Source organism: Pseudomonas sp. GW822-FHT02E03 (assembly GCF_058802325.1).
Genome location: NZ_JBXAOA010000007.1, coordinates 1 through 21,050 on the forward strand (window position 1 = coordinate 1; position 21,050 = coordinate 21,050).

The window sequence follows — 21,050 nt, forward strand, 5'->3', positions numbered from 1 at the left end:
GTAGGTCATCGTCAAGATTAAATTCCGAAACCCCTATCTGCGTATGCAGGTAGGGGTTTTGTTTTGTCCGCAGGAAAATCTCGCTTGTAGGGTTTCTATGCAACAGCCCGGGGCATGGATATCATGCGGGCCTCATTGTGAGGCGAGACTTGCATGCTGACGTTGTTAAAGCTTCTTAAGGATGGTCGATTCCATTCGGGCCAAGCCCTGGGTGCTGCCTTGGGCGTCAGTCGTAGCGCTGTATGGAAGCAACTTCAGCACTTGGAAGCTGAACTCGGTTTATCCATTCACAAAGTGCGCGGTCGCGGCTATCAACTAACTGCGCCATTGACACTGCTTGATCCTGCGGAAATAAGCGCGCGGGCGCCTTCTTGTGAGTGGCCCATTCTAGTCTTCGACTCAATTGACTCCACCAACGCTGAAGCCTTGCGCGCTATCGAGCGTGGCCAGCCTGCGCCATTTCTGGTGCTCGCTGAGCGGCAAACGGCCGGTCGTGGACGGCGTGGGCGCAAATGGGTCAGCCCGTTCGCGGAAAACATCTATTACAGTCTGGTGCTGCGTATTGATGGTGGGATGCGGCAGCTGGAGGGCTTGAGTCTTGTTGTCGGGCTTGCCGTAATGCAGGCCTTGCGAGAGCTTGGTGTCTCGGGTGTGGGGTTGAAGTGGCCGAATGATGTTCTGGTGGGGCAGCAAAAGATTGCTGGAATACTGCTCGAGTTGGTGGGGGATCCTGCTGATGTGTGTCACGTGGTGATCGGTGTCGGAATAAATGTGAACATGCAGATGACCGATGAGGTTGATCAGCAATGGACGTCCATGCGCCTCGAGTCGGGTAAGGCAGTTGATCGCAATCATCTGGTTGCGGAGTTAGGGTTGATGCTCCAGGCCTATTTAAATCGCCACCAGGCCGGCGGATTTTCGGCTATCCAGGCGGAGTGGGAGCAAAATCATCTATGGCAGGGGCGGGCGGTATCGTTGATTGCCGGTGTGAGTCAGATAGATGGGGAGGTGCTGGGTATCGATAGTCAGGGTGCCTTGCGCTTGAAGGTGAATGGTGTGGAGAAGGTCTTTAGTGGTGGCGAGCTCAGCCTGAGGTTGCGTGATGATTCTTGAGCTCGATTGTGGAAACAGTTTCATCAAATGGCGTGTACTCGGCGAGGATGTCCGGCGGGTGATTGGCGAGGGGGTCGTTGATACAGATCTCGCATTGCTGGAGAGCTTGAGAGGGCTCAAGGGGCTCGCTCTCATGCATTGTCGTTTGGTTAGTGTCAGAACCGCCGAAGAAACCAGTGCATTGATTTCTCTGTTGACCGAGGCTTTTGGCGTTTCCGTCGTGTGCGCGGCACCGGCTCGGGAGATGTCCGGGGTTCGAAATGGCTATGAGGAGTTCGAGCGGCTAGGGCTTGATCGCTGGCTTGCAGTGCTCGGAGGATTTCATCTGGCTTCGGGTGCTTGTCTGGTGCTCGACTTTGGTACGGCTGTTACGGCTGACTTTATTGCAGGAGATGGTGAGCATCTCGGCGGATTCATCTGTCCAGGGATGCCTTTGATGCGCAACCAGTTGCGTACCCATACCCGTAGAATTCGCTATGGAGATCTTGCTGCCGAGCGCGCTTTGGAGAGTCTTGTTCCTGGGCGCACAACCGTCGAGGCGGTCGAGCGAGGTTGTTTGCTAATGTTGAGAGGGTTTGTCCTGACTCAGCTAGAGTTGGCGCGCAGCTATTGGGGAGAAGATTTCGCAGTCTTCCTGACAGGAGGGGATGCTGATCTGATCTCCGAGATTGTGCCCGAGGCCAGGGTGGTTCCAGACCTGGTATTTGTAGGTTTGGCGATGGCGTGTCCCTTGTCCTGAGGTTTTTATGCGTTGGTTGTTCCTGCTGTTGCTTGTTCTCAATGTGTTCTATTACGTCTGGCACCAACAGGAGGCTCCGCTTCGCGCGAAGGATGTAACCCCCTTGAGTTTGTATCGCGGCTCGCAGCAGGACATTCGTTTGTTGAGCGAGGCGACGGATGCGGCTCGAGACAAAGGAAAATCCACGCAGGCGGATAGCAGTTGTCTCTATCTGGGAGGTTCTGCTCGGCAGGACGTCGCCCAGGTAATCGAGCGTCGATTGAGTGACATGGATATCAAGTTTCAGTCCTTGCCGAAGGATCTCCCCGAATATGCTGGTTACTGGGTGCGCATAGCCCCGGAAAGCCGGCGTTTGCTGGGTGACTGGCAGTTGCAAAACCTTTCTAAAGAATTCAATGAGTTAAAACATAAAATAATGCCGTGCGAGGGGGTTGCACCCGTCGAATAGTTTGCATAGAATGGCGCCCGCTTCGCAGTGAAGACCTTTAGCGGTCAGCAGTGTGAAGCGAGGTCAACGCAGCTAACCTCAGGTTTTTAATGAGAAAATGCTTGACAGAAGGCTGGCATGATATAGAATGCCGGCTCGCTTAGGAGGGGTTCCCGAGCGGCCAAAGGGATCAGACTGTAAATCTGACGTCTACGACTTCGAAGGTTCGAATCCTTCCCCCTCCACCATTTTTAGCGAGAGCTGCAAGCTCCGCGGGTATAGTTTAGTGGTAGAACCTCAGCCTTCCAAGCTGATGATGCGGGTTCGATTCCCGCTACCCGCTCCAAGTTTGCAGGTCCTGCAAAGTGTTACGCTCTTGTAGCTCAGTTGGTAGAGCACACCCTTGGTAAGGGTGAGGTCAGCGGTTCAAATCCGCTCAAGAGCTCCATATAACAAGGCAGATATGAAAATATCTGCCTTTGTTTTAATGGCTGATAGTACTTGCTTAATTCTTCTGCTAGGGGTGATTTCGATGGCTAAGGAAAAGTTCGAACGTAACAAGCCGCACGTCAACGTTGGCACCATTGGTCACGTAGACCATGGCAAGACGACCTTGACCGCCGCTCTGACCCGCGTCTGCTCCGAAGTGTTCGGTTCGGCAAAGGTTGACTTCGACAAGATCGATAGCGCCCCGGAAGAAAAAGCTCGTGGTATCACCATTAACACCGCTCACGTTGAGTACGATTCGGCTGTGCGTCACTATGCACACGTTGACTGTCCAGGTCACGCCGACTACGTAAAAAACATGATTACCGGTGCTGCGCAGATGGATGGTGCGATTCTGGTTTGCTCGGCCGCTGATGGTCCGATGCCGCAAACCCGTGAGCATATCCTGTTGTCCCGTCAGGTTGGCGTTCCGTATATCGTTGTCTTCCTGAACAAGGCTGACATGGTCGACGACGCTGAGTTGCTGGAACTGGTTGAGATGGAAGTGCGCGATCTGTTGAGCACTTACGATTTCCCAGGTGATGACACTCCGATCATCATTGGTTCGGCGCTGATGGCGCTGAATGGTCAAGACGATAACGAGATGGGCACTACTGCTGTCAAGAAGTTGGTCGAGACTCTGGATAGCTATATTCCGCAGCCTGAGCGTGCTATCGATAAGCCGTTCCTGATGCCGATCGAGGATGTGTTCTCGATCTCCGGTCGCGGTACTGTCGTGACTGGTCGTGTTGAGCGTGGCATTGTCCGCATTCAGGAAGAAGTTGAGATTGTTGGTCTTCGTGACACTGTCAAAACTACTTGCACTGGTGTTGAAATGTTCCGCAAGCTGCTCGACGAAGGTCGTGCAGGTGAGAACTGCGGCGTTTTGCTGCGTGGTACCAAGCGTGATGATGTTGAGCGTGGCCAGGTTCTGGTCAAGCCCGGCACTGTTAAGCCGCATACCAAGTTCACTGCTGAGGTTTACGTTCTGAGCAAGGAAGAAGGCGGTCGTCACACTCCGTTCTTCAAGGGCTACCGTCCACAGTTCTACTTCCGTACAACTGACGTGACTGGTAACTGCGAGCTGCCAGAAGGTGTTGAGATGGTGATGCCAGGTGATAACGTTCAAATGACCGTTACCCTGATCAAAACCATCGCGATGGAAGATGGTCTGCGTTTCGCTATCCGTGAGGGCGGTCGTACCGTCGGCGCTGGTGTCGTAGCAAAAGTCATCGAGTAAGTTGTTGTAATGTCTTTTTCGGGCCGGCATAATGGTCGGCCTGATTTTGTTTTAGGTCAGTAGCTCAATTGGCAGAGCGACGGTCTCCAAAACCGTAGGTTGGGGGTTCGATTCCCTCCTGACCTGCCAGATTCACTTGGTGTGTCTGGCTTTCTTTTCACAGGATCTTCATAGATGACTCCTAAAGCTGAAGCTCAAGGCTCTCGCTTCGATCTGCTCAAGTGGCTAGTAGTAGTCGCTTTGGTGGTTGTTGGCGTTGTTGGCAATCAGTATTACTCTGCTTCGCCGATCCTGTACCGCGTACTTGCTTTGCTTGTCATTGCTGCTGTAGCTGCCTTTGTAGGCCTGCAGACAGTCAAGGGCAAGTCTTTCTTTGTACTGGTTAAGGAAGCTCGCACCGAGATTCGTAAAGTCGTATGGCCAACTCGCCAAGAAACCACGCAGACCACGCTGATTGTTGTGGCTGTTGTCCTAGTTATGGCGTTGCTGTTGTGGGGGCTTGATTCCCTGCTCGGCTGGCTTGTTTCCTTGATTGTCGGCTAAGGGTGTCCCGTGGCTAAGCGTTGGTACGTTGTGCATGCTTACTCCGGTTACGAGAAGCATGTCATGCGCTCGTTGGTAGAGCGCGTAAAGCTGGCTGGCATGGAAGATGGCTTTGGCGAAATTCTGGTTCCCACTGAAGAAGTGGTTGAAATGCGTAATGGCCAGAAACGCAAAAGCGAGCGCAAGTTCTTCCCGGGTTATGTGCTGGTCCAGATGGACATGAACGAGGGTACTTGGCACTTGGTCAAGGATACTCCTCGGGTGATGGGTTTCATCGGCGGTACTGCTGATAAGCCTGCACCGATCACGGATAAAGAGGCAGAAGCGATTCTGCGTCGCGTTGCTGATGGTAGCGACAAGCCGAAGCCGAAGACGTTGTTCGAGCCGGGTGAGTCGGTACGTGTCAATGACGGGCCGTTTGCTGATTTTACTGGCACGGTTGAAGAAGTTAACTACGAGAAGAGCCGGATCCAAGTGGCAGTGCTCATTTTCGGTCGCTCTACTCCGGTAGAGCTAGAGTTCAGCCAGGTCGAAAAGGTCTAGCTGAGCAAGCATCCCAACCCCGCAGCCCTAGGCTGTGGGGTTTTGTCGTCACTGGGATAAACGCGCAAGTAACCGGGGAGCCTTTCGAGGCGTTCGAACCCGTAATTGGAGTGCCTCATGGCCAAGAAGATTACCGCTTACATCAAGCTGCAAGTGAAGGCCGCTCAGGCTAACCCAAGTCCACCTGTTGGTCCTGCTCTGGGTCAGCACGGCGTGAACATCATGGAATTCTGCAAGGCTTTCAACGCCCGTACTCAGGGTATTGAGCCAGGTCTGCCGACTCCAGTGATCATCACTGTCTACAGCGACCGTAGCTTCACTTTCGAAACCAAATCCACACCTGCTTCGGTTCTGCTGAAGAAGGCTGCTGGTCTGACTAGCGGTTCCGCTCGTCCGAACACCGTTAAGGTTGGCACCGTGACCCGTGCTCAGCTGGAAGAAATCGCGAAAACCAAAAACGCGGATCTGACTGCAGCTGATATGGAAGCAGCCGTGCGTACTATCGCCGGTTCTGCTCGTAGCATGGGCCTTAACGTGGAGGGTGTGTAATGGCTAAGTTGACCAAGCGTCAAAAGGCTATCGCCGGCAAAATCGAAGCAGGCAAGTCCTACAACTTTGTAGACGCTGCTGCTCTGCTGGCTGAGCTGTCGACTGTAAAGTTCAGCGAGTCGTTCGACGTTGCTGTGAACCTGGGTGTTGATCCGCGTAAATCCGACCAGGTCGTTCGTAGCGCTACCGTGCTGCCACACGGCACTGGCAAGACTGTTCGCGTTGCTGTGTTCACCCAGGGTCCAGCTGCCGAGGCTGCTCTGGCTGCCGGCGCTGACCGTGTAGGCATGGACGACCTGGCTGCCGAAATGAAAGGCGGCGACCTGAACTATGACGTAGTTATCGCATCCCCGGATGCCATGCGCGTTGTTGGTCAGTTGGGTCAGATCCTGGGCCCACGCGGCCTGATGCCTAACCCTAAAGTCGGCACTGTAACTCCAGACGTAGCTACCGCGGTTAAAAACGCCAAGGCTGGTCAGGTTCGTTATCGCACCGACAAAAACGGCATCATCCACACCTCCGTTGGCAAGGTCGGCTTCGATGCCGTCAAGCTGAAGGAAAACGTTGAAGCCCTGATCGCTGATCTGAAGCGTATCAAGCCAGCTTCCTCGAAAGGTATTTACGTCAAGCGCGTTACCCTGAGCACCACCATGGGTCCAGGTCTGGTCATCGACCAAGGCTCGCTCGACGCGTAAGACACAGGTTGGCGCAAGCGATTGCGCCAATTGAAAGATTGGGGTCCCTGCCTGGCGGGGGCTATCCAAGACCGTAGGCGACGCAAGTCTTAAACCACAAGCCTACGCAGATGGTGCTCCCGGTTCCTTACCGAATCAGACACCAAAACGACATCCGGCTTCGGTTGGATGAAACGGTAACAAGCAGGAGTTAAACCCGTGGCAATTAAACTCGAAGACAAGAAGGCCATCGTCGCTGAAGTCAACGAGGCTGCCAATGTTGCCCTGTCTGCTGTTGTGGCTGATGCCCGCGGCGTGACAGTTGGCGCTATGACCGGACTCCGTAAAGAGGCTCGTGAAGCTGGCGTTTACGTACGTGTTGTACGTAACACCCTGCTCAAGCGCGCCGTTGCTGGCACTCAATATGACGTGCTCAACGACGTGTTCACCGGCCCGACCTTGATTGCATTTTCGAAAGAACATCCGGGCGCTGCTGCTCGTATCTTCAAAGAATTCGCAAAAGGTCAGGATAAGTTCGAGATCAAGGCAGCTGCGTTCGAGGGCAAGTTCCTCGCAGCTAATCAGATCGACGTACTGGCAAGTCTGCCGACCCGTGACGAAGCAATTTCTCAGCTGATGAGCGTGATTCAAGGCGCAACCAGCAAATTGGCTCGTACTCTGGCGGCCCTTCGCGACCAGAAAGAAGCTGCCGCAGCCTAAGGCTGAGCGACTCCTTTCAGCGTTTATTGTTTATTTCGATGGCCGCGTAGGCTGTCACCCCAATACAGGAATTTATAGTCATGTCTCTGACTAACGACCAAATCATCGAAGCAATCGGCGAAAAATCCGTTCTGGAAATCGTTGAGCTGATCAAGGCCATGGAAGAGAAGTTCGGCGTTTCCGCTGCCGCTGCTTCCGCTGGTCCAGCTGCTGTTGCTGCCGTTGTTGAAGAACAAACTGAATTCAACGTCATGCTGACCGAAGCTGGCGAGAAGAAAGTTAACGTGATCAAGGCAGTACGTGAACTGACCGGTCTGGGCCTGAAAGAAGCCAAGGCTGTAGTTGATGGCGCTCCTGGCATCGTTCTGGAAGCTGTTTCGAAAGACGCAGCTGACAAAGCAAAAGCCACTCTGGAAGAAGCAGGCGCTAAAGTCGAGCTGAAGTAAGCATCGACTTTGCACCTCCAGCCCGAGCGTTAAGCGAAAGGCTGATGGCTGGTGGCTCTTGCCACCGGCCTTTTTCCGTTATTGGCAGCCGACTGGGTCGGTGCTGGTAACGAGCTGTAACCACCCGATGCGGTGGCGCAAACCATGGGGTTTGCACGATTTTCTGGCTGCTCCCGTCGGGAGGGGCCAAACAAGCAGGTGACCAAGCTGGGGAACGCTGATGGCTTACTCATATACTGAGAAAAAACGTATCCGCAAGGACTTTAGCAAGTTGCCGGACGTCATGGATGTGCCGTACCTCCTGGCCATCCAGCTGGATTCGTATCGTGAATTCTTGCAAGCGGGAGCGACTAAAGATCAGTTCCGCGACGTGGGCCTGCATGCGGCCTTCAAATCCGTTTTCCCGATCATCAGCTACTCCGGCAATGCTGCGCTGGAGTACGTCGGTTATCGCCTGGGCGAACCGGCATTTGATGTCAAAGAATGCGTATTGCGCGGTGTAACTTACGCCGTACCTTTGCGGGTAAAAGTGCGCCTGATCATTTTCGACAAAGAATCGTCGAACAAAGCGATCAAGGACATCAAAGAGCAAGAAGTCTACATGGGTGAAATCCCCCTGATGACTGAAAACGGTACCTTCGTAATCAACGGTACCGAGCGTGTAATCGTTTCCCAGCTGCACCGTTCCCCGGGCGTGTTCTTCGACCACGACCGTGGCAAGACGCACAGCTCCGGCAAACTGCTGTACTCCGCGCGCATCATTCCTTACCGCGGTTCGTGGCTGGACTTCGAGTTCGACCCGAAAGACTGCGTGTTCGTGCGTATCGACCGTCGTCGCAAGCTGCCTGCATCGGTACTGCTGCGCGCGCTGGGCTATACCACTGAAGAAGTGCTGGACGCGTTCTACACCACCAACGTCTTCCACGTGCAAGGTGAAAACCTCAGCCTGGAACTGGTGCCTCAGCGCCTGCGTGGTGAAATTGCTGTCCTGGATATCCTGGATGACAAAGGCAAGGTTATTGTCGAGCAAGGTCGTCGTATCACTGCTCGCCACATCAACCAGCTGGAAAAAGCAGGGATCAAAGAGCTGCAAGTGCCTCTGGACTACGTCCTGGGTCGCACTACCGCCAAGGTCATCGTGCATCCGGCAACCGGCGAAATCCTGGCAGAGTGCAACACCGAGCTGAACACCGAGATCCTGGCAAAAATCGCCAAGGCTCAGGTTGTTCGCATCGAAACTCTGTACACCAACGATATCGACTGCGGTCCGTTCGTCTCCGACACTCTGAAGATCGACTCCACCAGCAACCAATTGGAAGCGCTGGTCGAGATCTATCGCATGATGCGTCCTGGCGAGCCGCCAACCAAAGACGCTGCCGAAACCCTGTTCAACAACCTGTTCTTCAGCCCTGAGCGCTATGACCTCTCTGCGGTCGGCCGGATGAAGTTCAACCGTCGTATCGGTCGTACCGAGATCGAAGGTTCGGGCGTGTTGTGCAAAGAAGACATCGTCGCGGTACTGAAGACTCTGGTCGACATCCGTAACGGTAAAGGCATCGTCGATGACATCGACCACCTGGGTAACCGTCGTGTTCGCTGCGTAGGCGAAATGGCCGAGAACCAGTTCCGCGTTGGCCTGGTACGTGTTGAGCGTGCGGTCAAAGAGCGTCTGTCGATGGCTGAAAGCGAAGGCCTGATGCCGCAAGACCTGATCAACGCCAAGCCAGTGGCTGCGGCGGTGAAAGAGTTCTTCGGTTCCAGCCAGCTTTCCCAGTTCATGGACCAGAACAACCCGCTGTCCGAGATCACCCACAAGCGTCGTGTTTCTGCACTCGGCCCTGGCGGTTTGACTCGTGAGCGTGCTGGCTTTGAAGTGCGTGACGTACACCCGACTCACTACGGTCGTGTATGCCCGATTGAAACGCCGGAAGGTCCGAACATCGGTCTGATCAACTCCTTGGCTGCCTATGCGCGCACCAACCAGTACGGCTTCCTCGAGAGCCCGTACCGTGTGGTGAAAGACGCTCTGGTCACTGACGAGATCGTGTTCCTGTCCGCCATCGAAGAAGCTGATCACGTGATCGCTCAGGCTTCGGCCACGATGAACGACAAGAAAGTCCTGATCGACGAGCTGGTAGCTGTTCGTCACTTGAACGAGTTCACCGTCAAGGCGCCGGAAGACGTCACCTTGATGGACGTATCGCCGAAGCAGGTAGTTTCGGTTGCAGCGTCGCTGATCCCGTTCCTCGAGCACGACGACGCCAACCGTGCGTTGATGGGTTCGAACATGCAGCGTCAAGCTGTACCAACCCTGCGCGCTGACAAGCCGCTGGTCGGTACCGGCATGGAGCGTAACGTAGCCCGTGACTCCGGCGTTTGCGTCGTGGCTCGTCGTGGCGGCGTGATCGACTCCGTCGATGCCAGCCGTATTGTGGTTCGTGTTGCTGATGATGAAGTTGAAACTGGCGAAGCTGGTGTCGACATCTACAACCTGACCAAGTACACCCGCTCCAACCAGAACACCTGCATCAACCAGCGTCCGCTGGTGAGCAAGGGTGATCGGGTTCAGCGCAGCGACATCATGGCCGACGGTCCGTCCACCGACATGGGTGAACTGGCTCTGGGTCAGAACATGCGTATCGCGTTCATGGCATGGAACGGCTTCAACTTCGAAGACTCCATCTGCCTGTCCGAGCGTGTTGTTCAGGAAGACCGTTTCACCACGATCCACATTCAGGAACTGACCTGTGTGGCGCGTGACACCAAGCTTGGGCCAGAGGAAATCACTGCAGACATCCCGAACGTGGGTGAGGCTGCACTGAACAAGCTGGACGAAGCCGGTATCGTTTACGTAGGTGCTGAAGTTGGCGCAGGCGACATCCTGGTTGGTAAGGTCACTCCGAAAGGCGAGACCCAACTGACTCCGGAAGAAAAACTGCTGCGTGCCATTTTCGGTGAAAAAGCCAGCGACGTTAAAGACACTTCCCTGCGTGTGCCTACCGGCACCAAGGGTACTGTCATCGACGTACAGGTCTTCACCCGTGACGGCGTTGAGCGTGATGCTCGTGCACTGTCGATCGAGAAGACTCAACTCGACGAGATCCGCAAGGATCTGAACGAAGAGTTCCGTATCGTTGAGGGCGCCACTTTCGAACGTCTGCGTTCCGCTCTGGTCGGCCACAAAGCCGAAGGCGGCGCCGGTCTGAAGAAAGGTCAGGAAATCACCGACGAAGTTCTCGACGGTCTTGAGCATGGTCAGTGGTTCAAACTGCGCATGGCTGAAGATGCTCTGAACGAGCAGCTCGAGAAGGCTCAGGCCTACATCGTTGATCGCCGCCGTCTGCTGGACGACAAGTTCGAAGACAAGAAGCGCAAACTGCAGCAGGGCGATGACCTGGCTCCAGGCGTGCTGAAAATCGTCAAGGTTTACCTGGCAATCCGTCGTCGCATCCAGCCGGGCGACAAGATGGCCGGTCGTCACGGTAACAAAGGTGTGGTCTCCGTGATCATGCCGGTTGAAGACATGCCGCACGATGCCAATGGCACCCCGGTCGACGTCGTCCTCAACCCGTTGGGCGTACCTTCGCGTATGAACGTTGGTCAGATCCTTGAAACCCACCTGGGCCTCGCGGCCAAAGGTCTGGGCGAGAAGATCAACCGGATGGTCGAAGAGCAGCGTAAGGTTGCTGAGCTTCGCACCTTCCTGGACGAGATCTACAACCAGATCGGCGGTCGTAACGAAGATCTGGATAGCTTCTCCGACCAGGAAATCCTGGATCTGGCGAAGAACCTGCGTGGCGGCGTACCAATGGCCACTCCAGTGTTCGACGGTGCCAAGGAAAGCGAAATCAAGGCCATGCTGAAACTGGCAGACCTGCCAGAAAGCGGCCAGATGCAGCTGACCGACGGCCGTACCGGCAACAAGTTCGAGCGCCCGGTTACTGTTGGCTACATGTACATGCTGAAGCTGAACCACTTGGTAGACGACAAGATGCACGCTCGTTCTACCGGTTCGTACAGCCTGGTTACCCAGCAGCCGCTGGGTGGTAAGGCACAGTTCGGTGGTCAGCGTTTCGGGGAGATGGAGGTCTGGGCACTGGAAGCATACGGTGCTGCTTACACTCTGCAAGAAATGCTCACAGTGAAGTCGGACGATGTGAACGGTCGGACCAAGATGTACAAAAACATCGTGGACGGCGATCACCGTATGGAGCCGGGCATGCCCGAGTCCTTCAACGTGTTGATCAAAGAAATTCGTTCCCTCGGCATCGATATCGATCTGGAAACCGAATAACACGTGACGCGAATCGAGAGCGGGGCAGGATTGCCCGCTCTCTGCTCCGCCAGGAGGAAAGGCCTTGAAAGACCTACTGAATTTGCTGAAAAACCAGGGTCAAGTCGAAGAGTTCGACGCCATCCGTATTGGATTGGCATCGCCTGAGATGATCCGTTCGTGGTCGTTCGGTGAAGTTAAAAAGCCGGAAACCATCAACTACCGTACGTTCAAACCTGAACGTGACGGCCTGTTCTGCGCCAAGATCTTTGGCCCGGTAAAGGATTACGAGTGCCTGTGCGGTAAGTACAAGCGCTTGAAGCACCGTGGTGTGATCTGCGAGAAGTGCGGCGTTGAAGTCGCGCTGGCAAAAGTTCGTCGTGAGCGCATGGCGCACATCGAACTGGCCTCGCCAGTTGCCCACATCTGGTTCCTGAAATCGCTGCCGTCCCGTATCGGCTTGCTGATGGACATGACCCTGCGTGATATCGAACGCGTTCTCTACTTCGAGAGCTATGTCGTTATCGATCCAGGCATGACCACCCTTGAAAAGGGTCAGCTGCTCAACGACGAGCAGTACTTCGAAGCGCTGGAAGAGTTCGGCGACGATTTCGATGCCCGCATGGGTGCTGAAGCTGTCCGTGAACTGCTGCACGCTATCGACCTGGAGCACGAGATTGGTCGCCTGCGTGAAGAAATTCCGCAAACCAACTCCGAAACCAAGATCAAGAAGCTGTCCAAGCGTCTGAAGTTGATGGAAGCCTTCCAGGGTTCCGGCAACCTGCCAGAGTGGATGGTGCTGACCGTTCTGCCGGTTCTGCCGCCAGATCTGCGTCCACTGGTCCCGCTGGATGGCGGTCGCTTCGCGACTTCCGACCTCAACGATCTGTATCGTCGAGTGATCAACCGTAACAACCGCTTGAAGCGTCTGCTCGATCTGTCCGCTCCGGACATCATCGTGCGCAACGAAAAGCGTATGTTGCAGGAAGCCGTCGATGCACTGCTCGACAACGGTCGTCGTGGCCGCGCGATCACTGGTTCCAACAAGCGTCCTCTGAAATCCCTGGCTGACATGATCAAGGGTAAGCAAGGTCGTTTCCGTCAGAACTTGCTCGGTAAGCGTGTTGACTACTCCGGTCGTTCGGTAATTACCGTAGGTCCGACCCTGCGTCTGCATCAGTGCGGTCTGCCGAAGAAGATGGCTCTCGAGCTGTTCAAGCCGTTCATTTTCGGCAAGCTGGAAATGCGTGGTCTTGCTACCACCATCAAAGCTGCCAAGAAGATGGTCGAGCGCGAGCTGCCAGAGGTTTGGGACGTTCTCGCTGAAGTGATTCGCGAACACCCGGTTCTCCTCAACCGTGCACCGACCCTTCACCGTCTGGGTATCCAGGCGTTTGAACCGGTACTGATCGAAGGTAAGGCTATCCAGCTGCACCCTCTGGTCTGTGCTGCGTACAACGCCGACTTCGACGGCGACCAAATGGCCGTGCACGTACCGCTGACACTGGAAGCCCAGTTGGAAGCGCGTGCGTTGATGATGTCGACCAACAACATTCTGTCGCCAGCCAACGGTGAGCCAATCATCGTTCCGTCTCAGGACGTTGTATTGGGTCTGTACTACATGACTCGTGAAGCGATCAACGCCAAGGGCGAAGGTCGTGTGTTCGCGGATCTGCAAGAAGTTGACCGTGTGTTCCGTGCCGGCGAAGCCGCACTGCACGCCAAGGTCAAAGTGCGGATCAACGAAACCGTCAACGATCGTGATGGTGGCAGCGTCAAGAACACCCGTATCGTCGACACCACTGTCGGCCGTGCGCTGTTGTTCCAGGTTGTTCCACCAGGCCTGTCGTACGACGTCGTCAACCAGCCGATGAAGAAAAAGGCGATCTCCAAGCTGATCAACCAGTGCTACCGCGTGGTTGGTTTGAAAGAGACCGTGATCTTCGCTGACCAGTTGATGTACACCGGTTTTGCTTACTCGACCATCTCCGGCGTTTCCATCGGTGTTAACGACTTCGTTATCCCGGATGAAAAAGCCCGCATCATCGGTGCTGCTACCGACGAAGTGAAAGAGATCGAAAGTCAGTACGCCTCCGGCCTGGTAACCCAGGGCGAGAAGTACAACAAAGTGATCGACCTTTGGTCCAAGGCGAACGACGAAGTTTCCAAGGCGATGATGGCCAACCTCTCGAAAGAGAAAGTCATCGACCGTCATGGCGTCGAAGTCGACCAAGAGTCTTTCAACTCGATGTACATGATGGCCGACTCGGGCGCACGGGGTTCTGCTGCGCAGATCCGTCAGCTCGCCGGTATGCGTGGCCTGATGGCCAAGCCGGACGGTTCCATCATCGAAACGCCGATTACTGCGAACTTCCGTGAAGGTTTGAGCGTACTTCAGTACTTCATCTCCACTCACGGTGCTCGTAAAGGTTTGGCGGATACCGCATTGAAAACTGCGAACTCCGGTTACCTGACTCGTCGTCTGGTAGACGTTGCGCAGGATCTGGTTGTGACCGAGATCGATTGCGGCACCGAACATGGCCTGGTAATGACTCCGCACATTGAAGGCGGTGACGTTGTTGAGCCGTTGGGTGAGCGCGTATTGGGTCGTGTTATCGCCCGTGACGTATTCAAGCCAGGTACCGAGGAAATCATCGTTCCTGCCGGCACTCTGGTAGACGAGAAGTGGGTCGAGTTCATCGAGCTGAACAGCATCGACGAAGTGATCGTGCGTTCGCCGATCAGCTGCGAAACCCGCTACGGCATTTGCGCCAAGTGCTACGGCCGTGACCTGGCTCGTGGTCACCAGGTGAACATCGGTGAAGCGGTCGGCGTTATCGCTGCCCAGTCCATCGGTGAGCCGGGTACCCAGCTGACGATGCGTACGTTCCACATCGGTGGTGCGGCAAGCCGGACCTCCGCAGCCGACAGTGTTCAGGTGAAGAATGGCGGTACCGTCCGTCTGCATAACCTGAAGCATGTTGAGCGAGTGGATGGTTGCTTGGTTGCTGTGTCCCGTTCCGGTGAGCTGGCGATCGCTGATGACTTCGGTCGTGAGCGCGAGCGTTACAAGCTGCCGTACGGTGCTGTGATTTCGGTTAAAGAAGGTGACAAGGTCGACGCTGGCGCAATCGTGGCCAAGTGGGATCCGCACACTCACCCAATCGTTACCGAAATGAAAGGTACCGTGACCTACGTGGGCATGGAAGAAGGCATTACGATCAAGCGTCAGACTGACGAATTGACCGGTATGACCAACATTGAAGTACTCGACGCCAAAGACCGTCCAGCTGCCGGTAAAGATATCCGTCCTGCTGTGAAGATGGTTGATGACAACGGCAAGGATCTCTTGCTGCCGGGCACCGACGTAATCGCTCAGTACTTCCTGCCTGCTAACGCTCTGGTCGGTGTAGCGGACGGTGCGAAAATCGCGATCGGTGATGTTATCGCTCGTATTCCGCAAGAGACTTCGAAGACCCGTGACATCACCGGTGGTCTGCCGCGTGTTGCCGACTTGTTCGAAGCCCGTCGTCCGAAAGAAGCCTCGATTCTGGCTGAAGTCAGCGGCACCATCGCGTTCGGTAAAGAGACCAAAGGCAAGCGCCGTCTGGTTATCACCCCGAACGACGGCAGCGATCCGTACGAAGAGCTGATTCCGAAGTGGCGTCACCTGAACGTCTTCGAAGGCGAACAGGTAAACCGCGGCGAAGTTATCTCCGACGGCCCGAGCGACCCACACGACATCCTGCGTCTGCTGGGTGTGAGTGCGCTGGCCAAGTACATCGTGAACGAGATCCAGGACGTTTATCGTCTACAAGGCGTGAAGATCAACGATAAGCACATCGAGACCATCCTGCGTCAGATGCTGCGTAAAGTTGAAATCGCTGAATCCGGCGATTCCAGTTTCATCAAGGGCGACCAGATGGAATTGACTCACGTTCTGGTAGAGAACGAGCGTCTGGCTGGCGACGAGAAGTTCGTTTCCAAGTTCACTCGCGTACTGCTGGGTATCACCAAGGCGTCGTTGTCCACCGAATCGTTCATCTCGGCGGCTTCCTTCCAGGAAACCACTCGCGTACTGACCGAAGCGGCGGTAACCGGCAAGCGCGATTACCTGCGCGGCCTGAAAGAAAACGTGGTCGTGGGTCGTTTGATCCCGGCAGGTACCGGTCTGGCTTACCACAGCGAGCGTAAGCGCCGCCGTGATGCTGACAAACCGTTGCGCGTAAGCGCCAGTGAAGTGGAAGCTGCACTGACCGAAGCGCTGAACTCTAGCGGTAACTGAGTTCTGCGATAAATAAGCGTAAGGCCCTGGCCATTCCGTTCATCGAATCGAGACAATTTGTCGAGGTTGGATGAGCGGGGAGGTCGGGGCCTTGCCTTGACTGGGGGCAAGATCCTCTTTAGACTCTTGTACCCCTAAATTTGGCGGGAATTCGTTCCTGCCATTTTGCTTTTCTTGCAAGACAATAGCGTCGCAAGACAACAGTGGAGCTAGTAGATGGCAACTATCAACCAGCTGGTACGTCAGCCGCGTAAGCGTATCGTCGAGAAATCCGACGTGCCTGCGCTGCAGAACTGCCCGCAACGTCGTGGCGTATGCACCCGTGTGTATACCACCACGCCGAAAAAACCTAACTCGGCACTGCGTAAAGTATGCCGTGTGCGTCTGACCAACGGTTTCGAGGTTTCCTCGTACATCGGCGGTGAAGGCCACAACCTGCAAGAACACAGCGTGGTACTGATCCGCGGCGGTCGTGTAAAAGACTTGCCAGGTGTTCGTTACCACACCGTACGCGGTTCTTTGGATACTTCCGGCGTTAAAGGTCGTAACCAGGGTCGCTCGAAGTACGGTACCAAGAAGCCTAAGTAGTAGTGGCTTTTTGTAAAAACTGATTTTCTATTTTTCTGAGTCGATAAGAGTAAGGTCGGAGGCGTCCCGAAAGGGCACCGATTCCGAGCGAACCTGAAGACCGTTTGAGGGCTTATCCATGCCAAGAAGACGCGTAGCAGCCAAGCGCGAAGTGCTTGACGATCCAAAATACGGCAGCCAAATCCTGGCCAAGTTCATGAACCACGTTATGGAAAGCGGCAAGAAAGCCGTTGCCGAGCGTATCGTTTATGGCGCGCTGGAAAAGGTTAAAGAACGCAAGAACAGCGATCCCCTGGAAATCTTCGAGAAAGCTCTCGACGCCATCGCTCCGCTGGTCGAAGTAAAGTCGCGCCGTGTAGGCGGTGCTACTTACCAGGTTCCGGTCGAAGTTCGTCCGTCCCGTCGTAACGCTCTGGCAATGCGCTGGTTGGTAGACTTCGCCCGTAAGCGCGGCGAGAAGTCTATGGCTCTGCGTTTGGCTGGCGAACTGTTGGACGCTGCCGAAGGCAAAGGTGCTGCAGTTAAGAAGCGTGAAGACGTGCACCGTATGGCTGAAGCCAACAAGGCTTTCTCGCACTACCGCTTCTAATTTTAGCGTCACTAATTTTGCGAGGGCTTTATGGCTCGTACTACACCGATTAACCGCTACCGTAACATTGGTATCGTTGCTCACGTGGATGCTGGTAAAACCACCACCACCGAGCGCGTCCTTTTTTACACTGGCAAAAGTCACAAAATGGGCGAGGTGCATGACGGCGCCGCGACCACAGACTGGATGGTGCAGGAGCAGGAGCGTGGTATTACCATTACTTCTGCTGCAATCACCGCCTTCTGGCAGGGTTCCGAGAAGCAGCACAAGGACCAATACCGCTTCAACGTCATCGACACCCCGGGCCACGTTGACTTCACTATTGAAGTTGAGCGTTCCCTTCGTGTTCTCGATGGCGCGGTCGTTGTGTTCTGCGGCACCTCGGGTGTTGAGCCTCAGTCGGAAACCGTATGGCGTCAAGCCAACAAATACGGCGTTCCACGTCTTGTTTACGTAAACAAGATGGACCGTGCTGGTGCGAACTTCCTGCGCGTGATCGGTCAGATCAAGCAGCGTCTGGGTCACACTCCGGTGCCAATCCAGTTGGCCATCGGTTCCGAAGACAACTTCCAGGGTCAGATCGATCTGATGTCCATGGAAGCTGTTTACTGGAATGACGCTGACAAAGGCATGGTTCCAGTTCGCAAGCCTATCCCTGCTGAACTGCAGGAGCTGGCTGACGAGTGGCGCGGCAACATGGTTGAGGCTGCGGCCGAAGCCAGCGAAGAGCTGATGAACAAGTACCTCGAAGGTGAAGAACTCACCAACGCGGAAATCAAGGCCGCTCTGCGTCAGCGTACAATCGCTGGTGAGATCGTTCTGGCTGTTTGCGGTTCTTCCTTCAAGAACAAGGGTGTTCCCCTGGTTCTCGACGCCGTGATCGACTACCTGCCTGCTCCTACCGACATTCCTGCCATCAAGGGTACTGACCCGGATGACGAGACCAAGGAAATGGAGCGTCACGCAGACGACAGCGAGCCGTTCTCGGCTCTGGCGTTCAAGATCGCTACCGACCCATTCGTGGGTACCTTGACCTTTGTTCGAGTTTACTCGGGCGTGTTGGCCTCCGGCGACGGCGTGATCAACTCGGTTAAAGGCAAGAAAGAGCGCGTGGGTCGTATGGTGCAAATGCACGCAAACGCCCGTGAAGAAATCAAGGAAGTACGCGCTGGTGACATCGCGGCCTTGATCGGCATGAAGGACGTCACCACTGGTGAAACTTTGTGCAACGCTGACAAGCCAATCATCCTGGTTCGCATGGACTTCCCGGAGCCGGTTATTTCGGTTGCCGTAGAGCCTAAGACCAAGGACGACCAGGAAAAAATGGGTATCGCTCTGGGCAAGCTCGCTCAGGAAGATCCATCTTTCCGCGTCAAGACTGATGAAGAGACTGGTCAAACGATCATCTCCGGCATGGGCGAGTTGCACCTGGACATCCTGGTTGACCGGATGCGCCGTGAGTTCAACGTCGAAGCCAACATCGGTAAGCCTCAAGTTTCGTACCGTGAGCGCATCACGAAGAGCTGCGAGATTGAAGGCAAGTTCGTTCGCCAGTCCGGTGGTCGTGGCCAGTTCGGTCACTGCTGGATTCGTTTTGCTCCTGCTGACGAAGGTCAGGAAGGTCTGCAGTTCCTGAACGAAGTAGTGGGTGGTGTGGTTCCTAAGGAATACATCCCGGCTATCCAGAAGGGTATCGAAGAGCAGATGAAGAACGGCGTTGTTGCCGGCTATCCGCTGATCGGCCTGAAGGCTACCGTGTTTGATGGTTCCTACCACGACGTCGACTCCAACGAGATGGCGTTTAAGGTGGCTGCTTCCATGGCAACCAAGCAACTGGCCCAGAAGGGCGGTGGTGAGTTGCTTGAGCCGATCATGGCGGTAGAGGTTGTTACGCCTGAAGACTATATGGGTGACGTGATGGGCGACCTTAACCGTCGTCGCGGCATGATCCTGGGTATGGAAGACACGGTCTCCGGCAAAGTGATTCGCGCCGAAGTGCCGTTGGGTGAGATGTTCGGTTATGCGACCGACGTCCGTTCCATGTCCCAAGGTCGCGCAAGCTACTCTATGGAATTCAAAAAATACAATACAGCTCCGTCGCATATCGTCGAAACTGTTACCAAAAAACAAGGCTGATTCAGCCCCTTTAGGCTAGGAGTTAATTGTCGTGGCTAAAGAAAAATTTGACCGTACCCTCCCGCACGTCAACGTTGGCACCATCGGTCACGTCGACCACGGTAAAACCACGCTGACCGCTGCTCTGACTCGCGTCTGCTCCGAAGTTTTCGGTTCGGCCGTTGTTGCTTTCGACAAAATCGACAGCGCTCCGGAAGAAAAGGCTCGTGGTATCACCATCAACACTGCGCACGTTGAATACAACTCGCTGATCCGTCACTACGCTCACGTTGACTGCCCAGGTCACGCTGACTATGTGAAGAACATGATCACCGGTGCTGCTCAGATGGACGGCGCTATCCTGGTTTGCTCGGCCGCTGATGGTCCGATGCCACAAACCCGTGAGCACATCCTGCTGTCCCGTCAGGTTGGCGTTCCGTACATCGTTGTCTTCCTGAACAAGGCTGACATGGTTGACGACGCTGAGCTGCTGGAACTGGTTGAGATGGAAGTGCGCGATCTGCTGAGCACTTACGACTTCCCAGGTGACGACACTCCGATCATCATCGGTTCGGCTCTGATGGCTCTGAACGGCCAAGACGACAACGAAATGGGCACCACTGCCGTTCGTAAACTGGTTGAGACTCTGGACAGCTACATTCCGGATCCAGTCCGTGTTATCGACAAGCCGTTCCTGATGCCGATCGAAGACGTATTCTCGATCTCCGGTCGCGGTACTGTTGTAACTGGCCGTATCGAGCGCGGTATCGTCAAGGTTCAGGATCCACTGGAAATCGTTGGTCTGCGTGACACTACCGTCACCACCTGCACCGGTGTTGAAATGTTCCGTAAGCTGCTCGACGAAGGTCGTGCTGGCGAGAACTGCGGCGTTCTGCTGCGTGGTACCAAGCGTGACGACGTTGAGCGTGGCCAGGTTCTGGTTAAGCCAGGTTCGGTTAAGCCGCACACCAAGTTCGAAGCCGAAGTCTACGTTCTGAGCAAAGAAGAAGGCGGTCGTCACACTCCGTTCTTCAAAGGCTACCGTCCACAGTTCTACTTCCGTACTACTGACGTGACTGGTAACTGCGAACTGCCGGAAGGCGTTGAAATGGTAATGCCAGGCGACAACATCAAAATGGTTGTCACCCTGATCAAAACCATCGCAATGGAAGATGGTCTGCGTTTCGCTATCCGTGAAGGCGGTCGTACCGTCGGCGCTGGCGTCGTAGCAAAAATCATCGAGTAAGCTCTTTTTTGAGTAAGCTTCGATGAGTTGAGAAAGCCCCCGCTTAGCGGGGGCTTTTTTATTGGGTTGACACCTATATGGGGCGTCTATAGAATTGCGCCTCCTTTTAACGGGCGTATTGCGCTCGGTGGGAATAGCAGCCGGAGTCTGAAATCCAATGCAAAATCAGCAAATCCGTATCAGGTTGAAGGCTTTTGACCATCGCCTGATCGACCAATCCACCCAGGAAATCGTGGAAACCGCGAAACGTACTGGTGCTCAAGTGCGTGGTCCAATTCCACTGCCTACCCGTAAAGAGCGGTTCACCGTTCTGGTCTCCCCGCACGTCAACAAAGACGCGCGTGACCAGTACGAGATCCGTACTCATAAGCGCGTTCTGGACATCGTCCAGCCAACGGATAAAACCGTTGATGCACTTATGAAGCTTGATCTTGCGGCCGGTGTGGAAGTGCAGATCAGCCTCGGCTAAGACTC

At 55.0% G+C, this 21,050-nt stretch carries 17 protein-coding genes and 4 tRNA genes; all 21 read left to right on the top strand.

The features are described 5' to 3' along the window. The first annotated feature begins 153 nt into the window (after positions 1-153). The gene (gene birA, locus AC1RQB_RS07390; protein WP_008073871.1) at positions 154-1,113 is read left to right on the top strand and encodes a bifunctional biotin--[acetyl-CoA-carboxylase] ligase/biotin operon repressor BirA; all 960 of its coding nucleotides are present in this window, start codon (positions 154-156) and stop codon (positions 1,111-1,113) included. Continuing rightward, on the top strand, positions 1,103-1,852 hold the full coding sequence (locus tag AC1RQB_RS07395; protein ID WP_008073873.1) for a pantothenate kinase: 750 nt from the start codon (positions 1,103-1,105) through the stop codon (positions 1,850-1,852). The genes birA and AC1RQB_RS07395 overlap by 11 nt, the downstream gene beginning before the upstream one ends. Positions 1,853-1,859: 7 nt before the next feature. Then, positions 1,860-2,300 (top strand): hypothetical protein, encoded by a 441-nt coding sequence (locus tag AC1RQB_RS07400; RefSeq protein ID WP_063342381.1) that lies wholly within the window; start codon positions 1,860-1,862, stop codon positions 2,298-2,300. A 142-nt stretch (positions 2,301-2,442) separates the two neighbouring features. Further along, positions 2,443-2,527 (top strand) — tRNA-Tyr (locus tag AC1RQB_RS07405). 24 nt (positions 2,528-2,551) lie between these two features. Further along, positions 2,552-2,625 (top strand) — tRNA-Gly (locus tag AC1RQB_RS07410). 26 nt (positions 2,626-2,651) lie between these two features. Continuing rightward, positions 2,652-2,727, top strand: a tRNA-Thr gene (locus AC1RQB_RS07415). 84 nt (positions 2,728-2,811) lie between these two features. Then, positions 2,812-4,005, top strand: a complete 1,194-nt coding sequence (gene tuf / locus AC1RQB_RS07420) for an elongation factor Tu (protein WP_007896619.1) — start codon at positions 2,812-2,814, stop codon at positions 4,003-4,005. 53 nt (positions 4,006-4,058) lie between these two features. Beyond that, positions 4,059-4,134: transfer RNA gene (locus tag AC1RQB_RS07425), tRNA-Trp, on the top strand. 45 nt (positions 4,135-4,179) lie between these two features. After that, a complete protein-coding gene (secE, locus tag AC1RQB_RS07430; RefSeq protein WP_007896620.1) occupies positions 4,180-4,548 on the top strand; it encodes a preprotein translocase subunit SecE in 369 nt (122 codons plus the stop codon). A 9-nt stretch (positions 4,549-4,557) separates the two neighbouring features. Continuing rightward, positions 4,558-5,091 carry a transcription termination/antitermination protein NusG gene (nusG, locus tag AC1RQB_RS07435; RefSeq protein WP_007896622.1) on the top strand — a complete coding sequence of 178 codons (534 nt, stop codon included), beginning with the start codon at positions 4,558-4,560 and terminating at the stop codon, positions 5,089-5,091. Positions 5,092-5,208: 117 nt separating this feature from the next. Beyond that, entirely contained in the window at positions 5,209-5,640 is a 432-nt protein-coding gene (gene rplK / locus AC1RQB_RS07440) for a 50S ribosomal protein L11 (protein ID WP_008008888.1), read from the top strand. Then, on the top strand, positions 5,640-6,335 hold the full coding sequence (gene rplA, locus AC1RQB_RS07445) for a 50S ribosomal protein L1 (RefSeq protein ID WP_007896626.1): 696 nt from the start codon (positions 5,640-5,642) through the stop codon (positions 6,333-6,335). Before rplK ends, rplA begins: the two co-directional genes overlap by 1 nt. Positions 6,336-6,533: 198 nt before the next feature. After that, positions 6,534-7,034, top strand: coding sequence for a 50S ribosomal protein L10 (gene rplJ / locus AC1RQB_RS07450; protein ID WP_007896629.1), 501 nt, complete (start codon positions 6,534-6,536; stop codon positions 7,032-7,034). A gap of 80 nt (positions 7,035-7,114) precedes the next feature. After that, the gene (gene rplL, locus AC1RQB_RS07455; RefSeq protein WP_007896630.1) at positions 7,115-7,480 is read left to right on the top strand and encodes a 50S ribosomal protein L7/L12; all 366 of its coding nucleotides are present in this window, start codon (positions 7,115-7,117) and stop codon (positions 7,478-7,480) included. Positions 7,481-7,700: 220 nt separating this feature from the next. Further along, complete coding sequence (gene rpoB, locus AC1RQB_RS07460; protein WP_007896631.1) at positions 7,701-11,774, top strand: DNA-directed RNA polymerase subunit beta; 4,074 nt, start codon at positions 7,701-7,703, stop codon at positions 11,772-11,774. 64 nt (positions 11,775-11,838) lie between these two features. Beyond that, a complete protein-coding gene (gene rpoC, locus AC1RQB_RS07465) occupies positions 11,839-16,038 on the top strand; it encodes a DNA-directed RNA polymerase subunit beta' (protein ID WP_007896632.1) in 4,200 nt (1,399 codons plus the stop codon). Between the two features lie 216 nt (positions 16,039-16,254). Next, positions 16,255-16,626 carry a 30S ribosomal protein S12 gene (gene rpsL, locus AC1RQB_RS07470; RefSeq protein WP_002555494.1) on the top strand — a complete coding sequence of 124 codons (372 nt, stop codon included), beginning with the start codon at positions 16,255-16,257 and terminating at the stop codon, positions 16,624-16,626. Positions 16,627-16,744: 118 nt separating this feature from the next. Beyond that, positions 16,745-17,215 (top strand): 30S ribosomal protein S7, encoded by a 471-nt coding sequence (rpsG, locus tag AC1RQB_RS07475; protein ID WP_002555493.1) that lies wholly within the window; start codon positions 16,745-16,747, stop codon positions 17,213-17,215. A gap of 30 nt (positions 17,216-17,245) precedes the next feature. After that, positions 17,246-19,351 carry an elongation factor G gene (fusA, locus tag AC1RQB_RS07480; protein WP_007896659.1) on the top strand — a complete coding sequence of 702 codons (2,106 nt, stop codon included), beginning with the start codon at positions 17,246-17,248 and terminating at the stop codon, positions 19,349-19,351. 31 nt (positions 19,352-19,382) lie between these two features. After that, positions 19,383-20,576: an elongation factor Tu gene (gene tuf, locus AC1RQB_RS07485; protein WP_007896660.1), complete on the top strand. Its 1,194-nt coding sequence runs from the start codon at positions 19,383-19,385 to the stop codon at positions 20,574-20,576. A 157-nt stretch (positions 20,577-20,733) separates the two neighbouring features. Further along, positions 20,734-21,045: a 30S ribosomal protein S10 gene (gene rpsJ, locus AC1RQB_RS07490; protein WP_003186070.1), complete on the top strand. Its 312-nt coding sequence runs from the start codon at positions 20,734-20,736 to the stop codon at positions 21,043-21,045. The last annotated feature ends 5 nt before the right edge of the window (positions 21,046-21,050 follow it).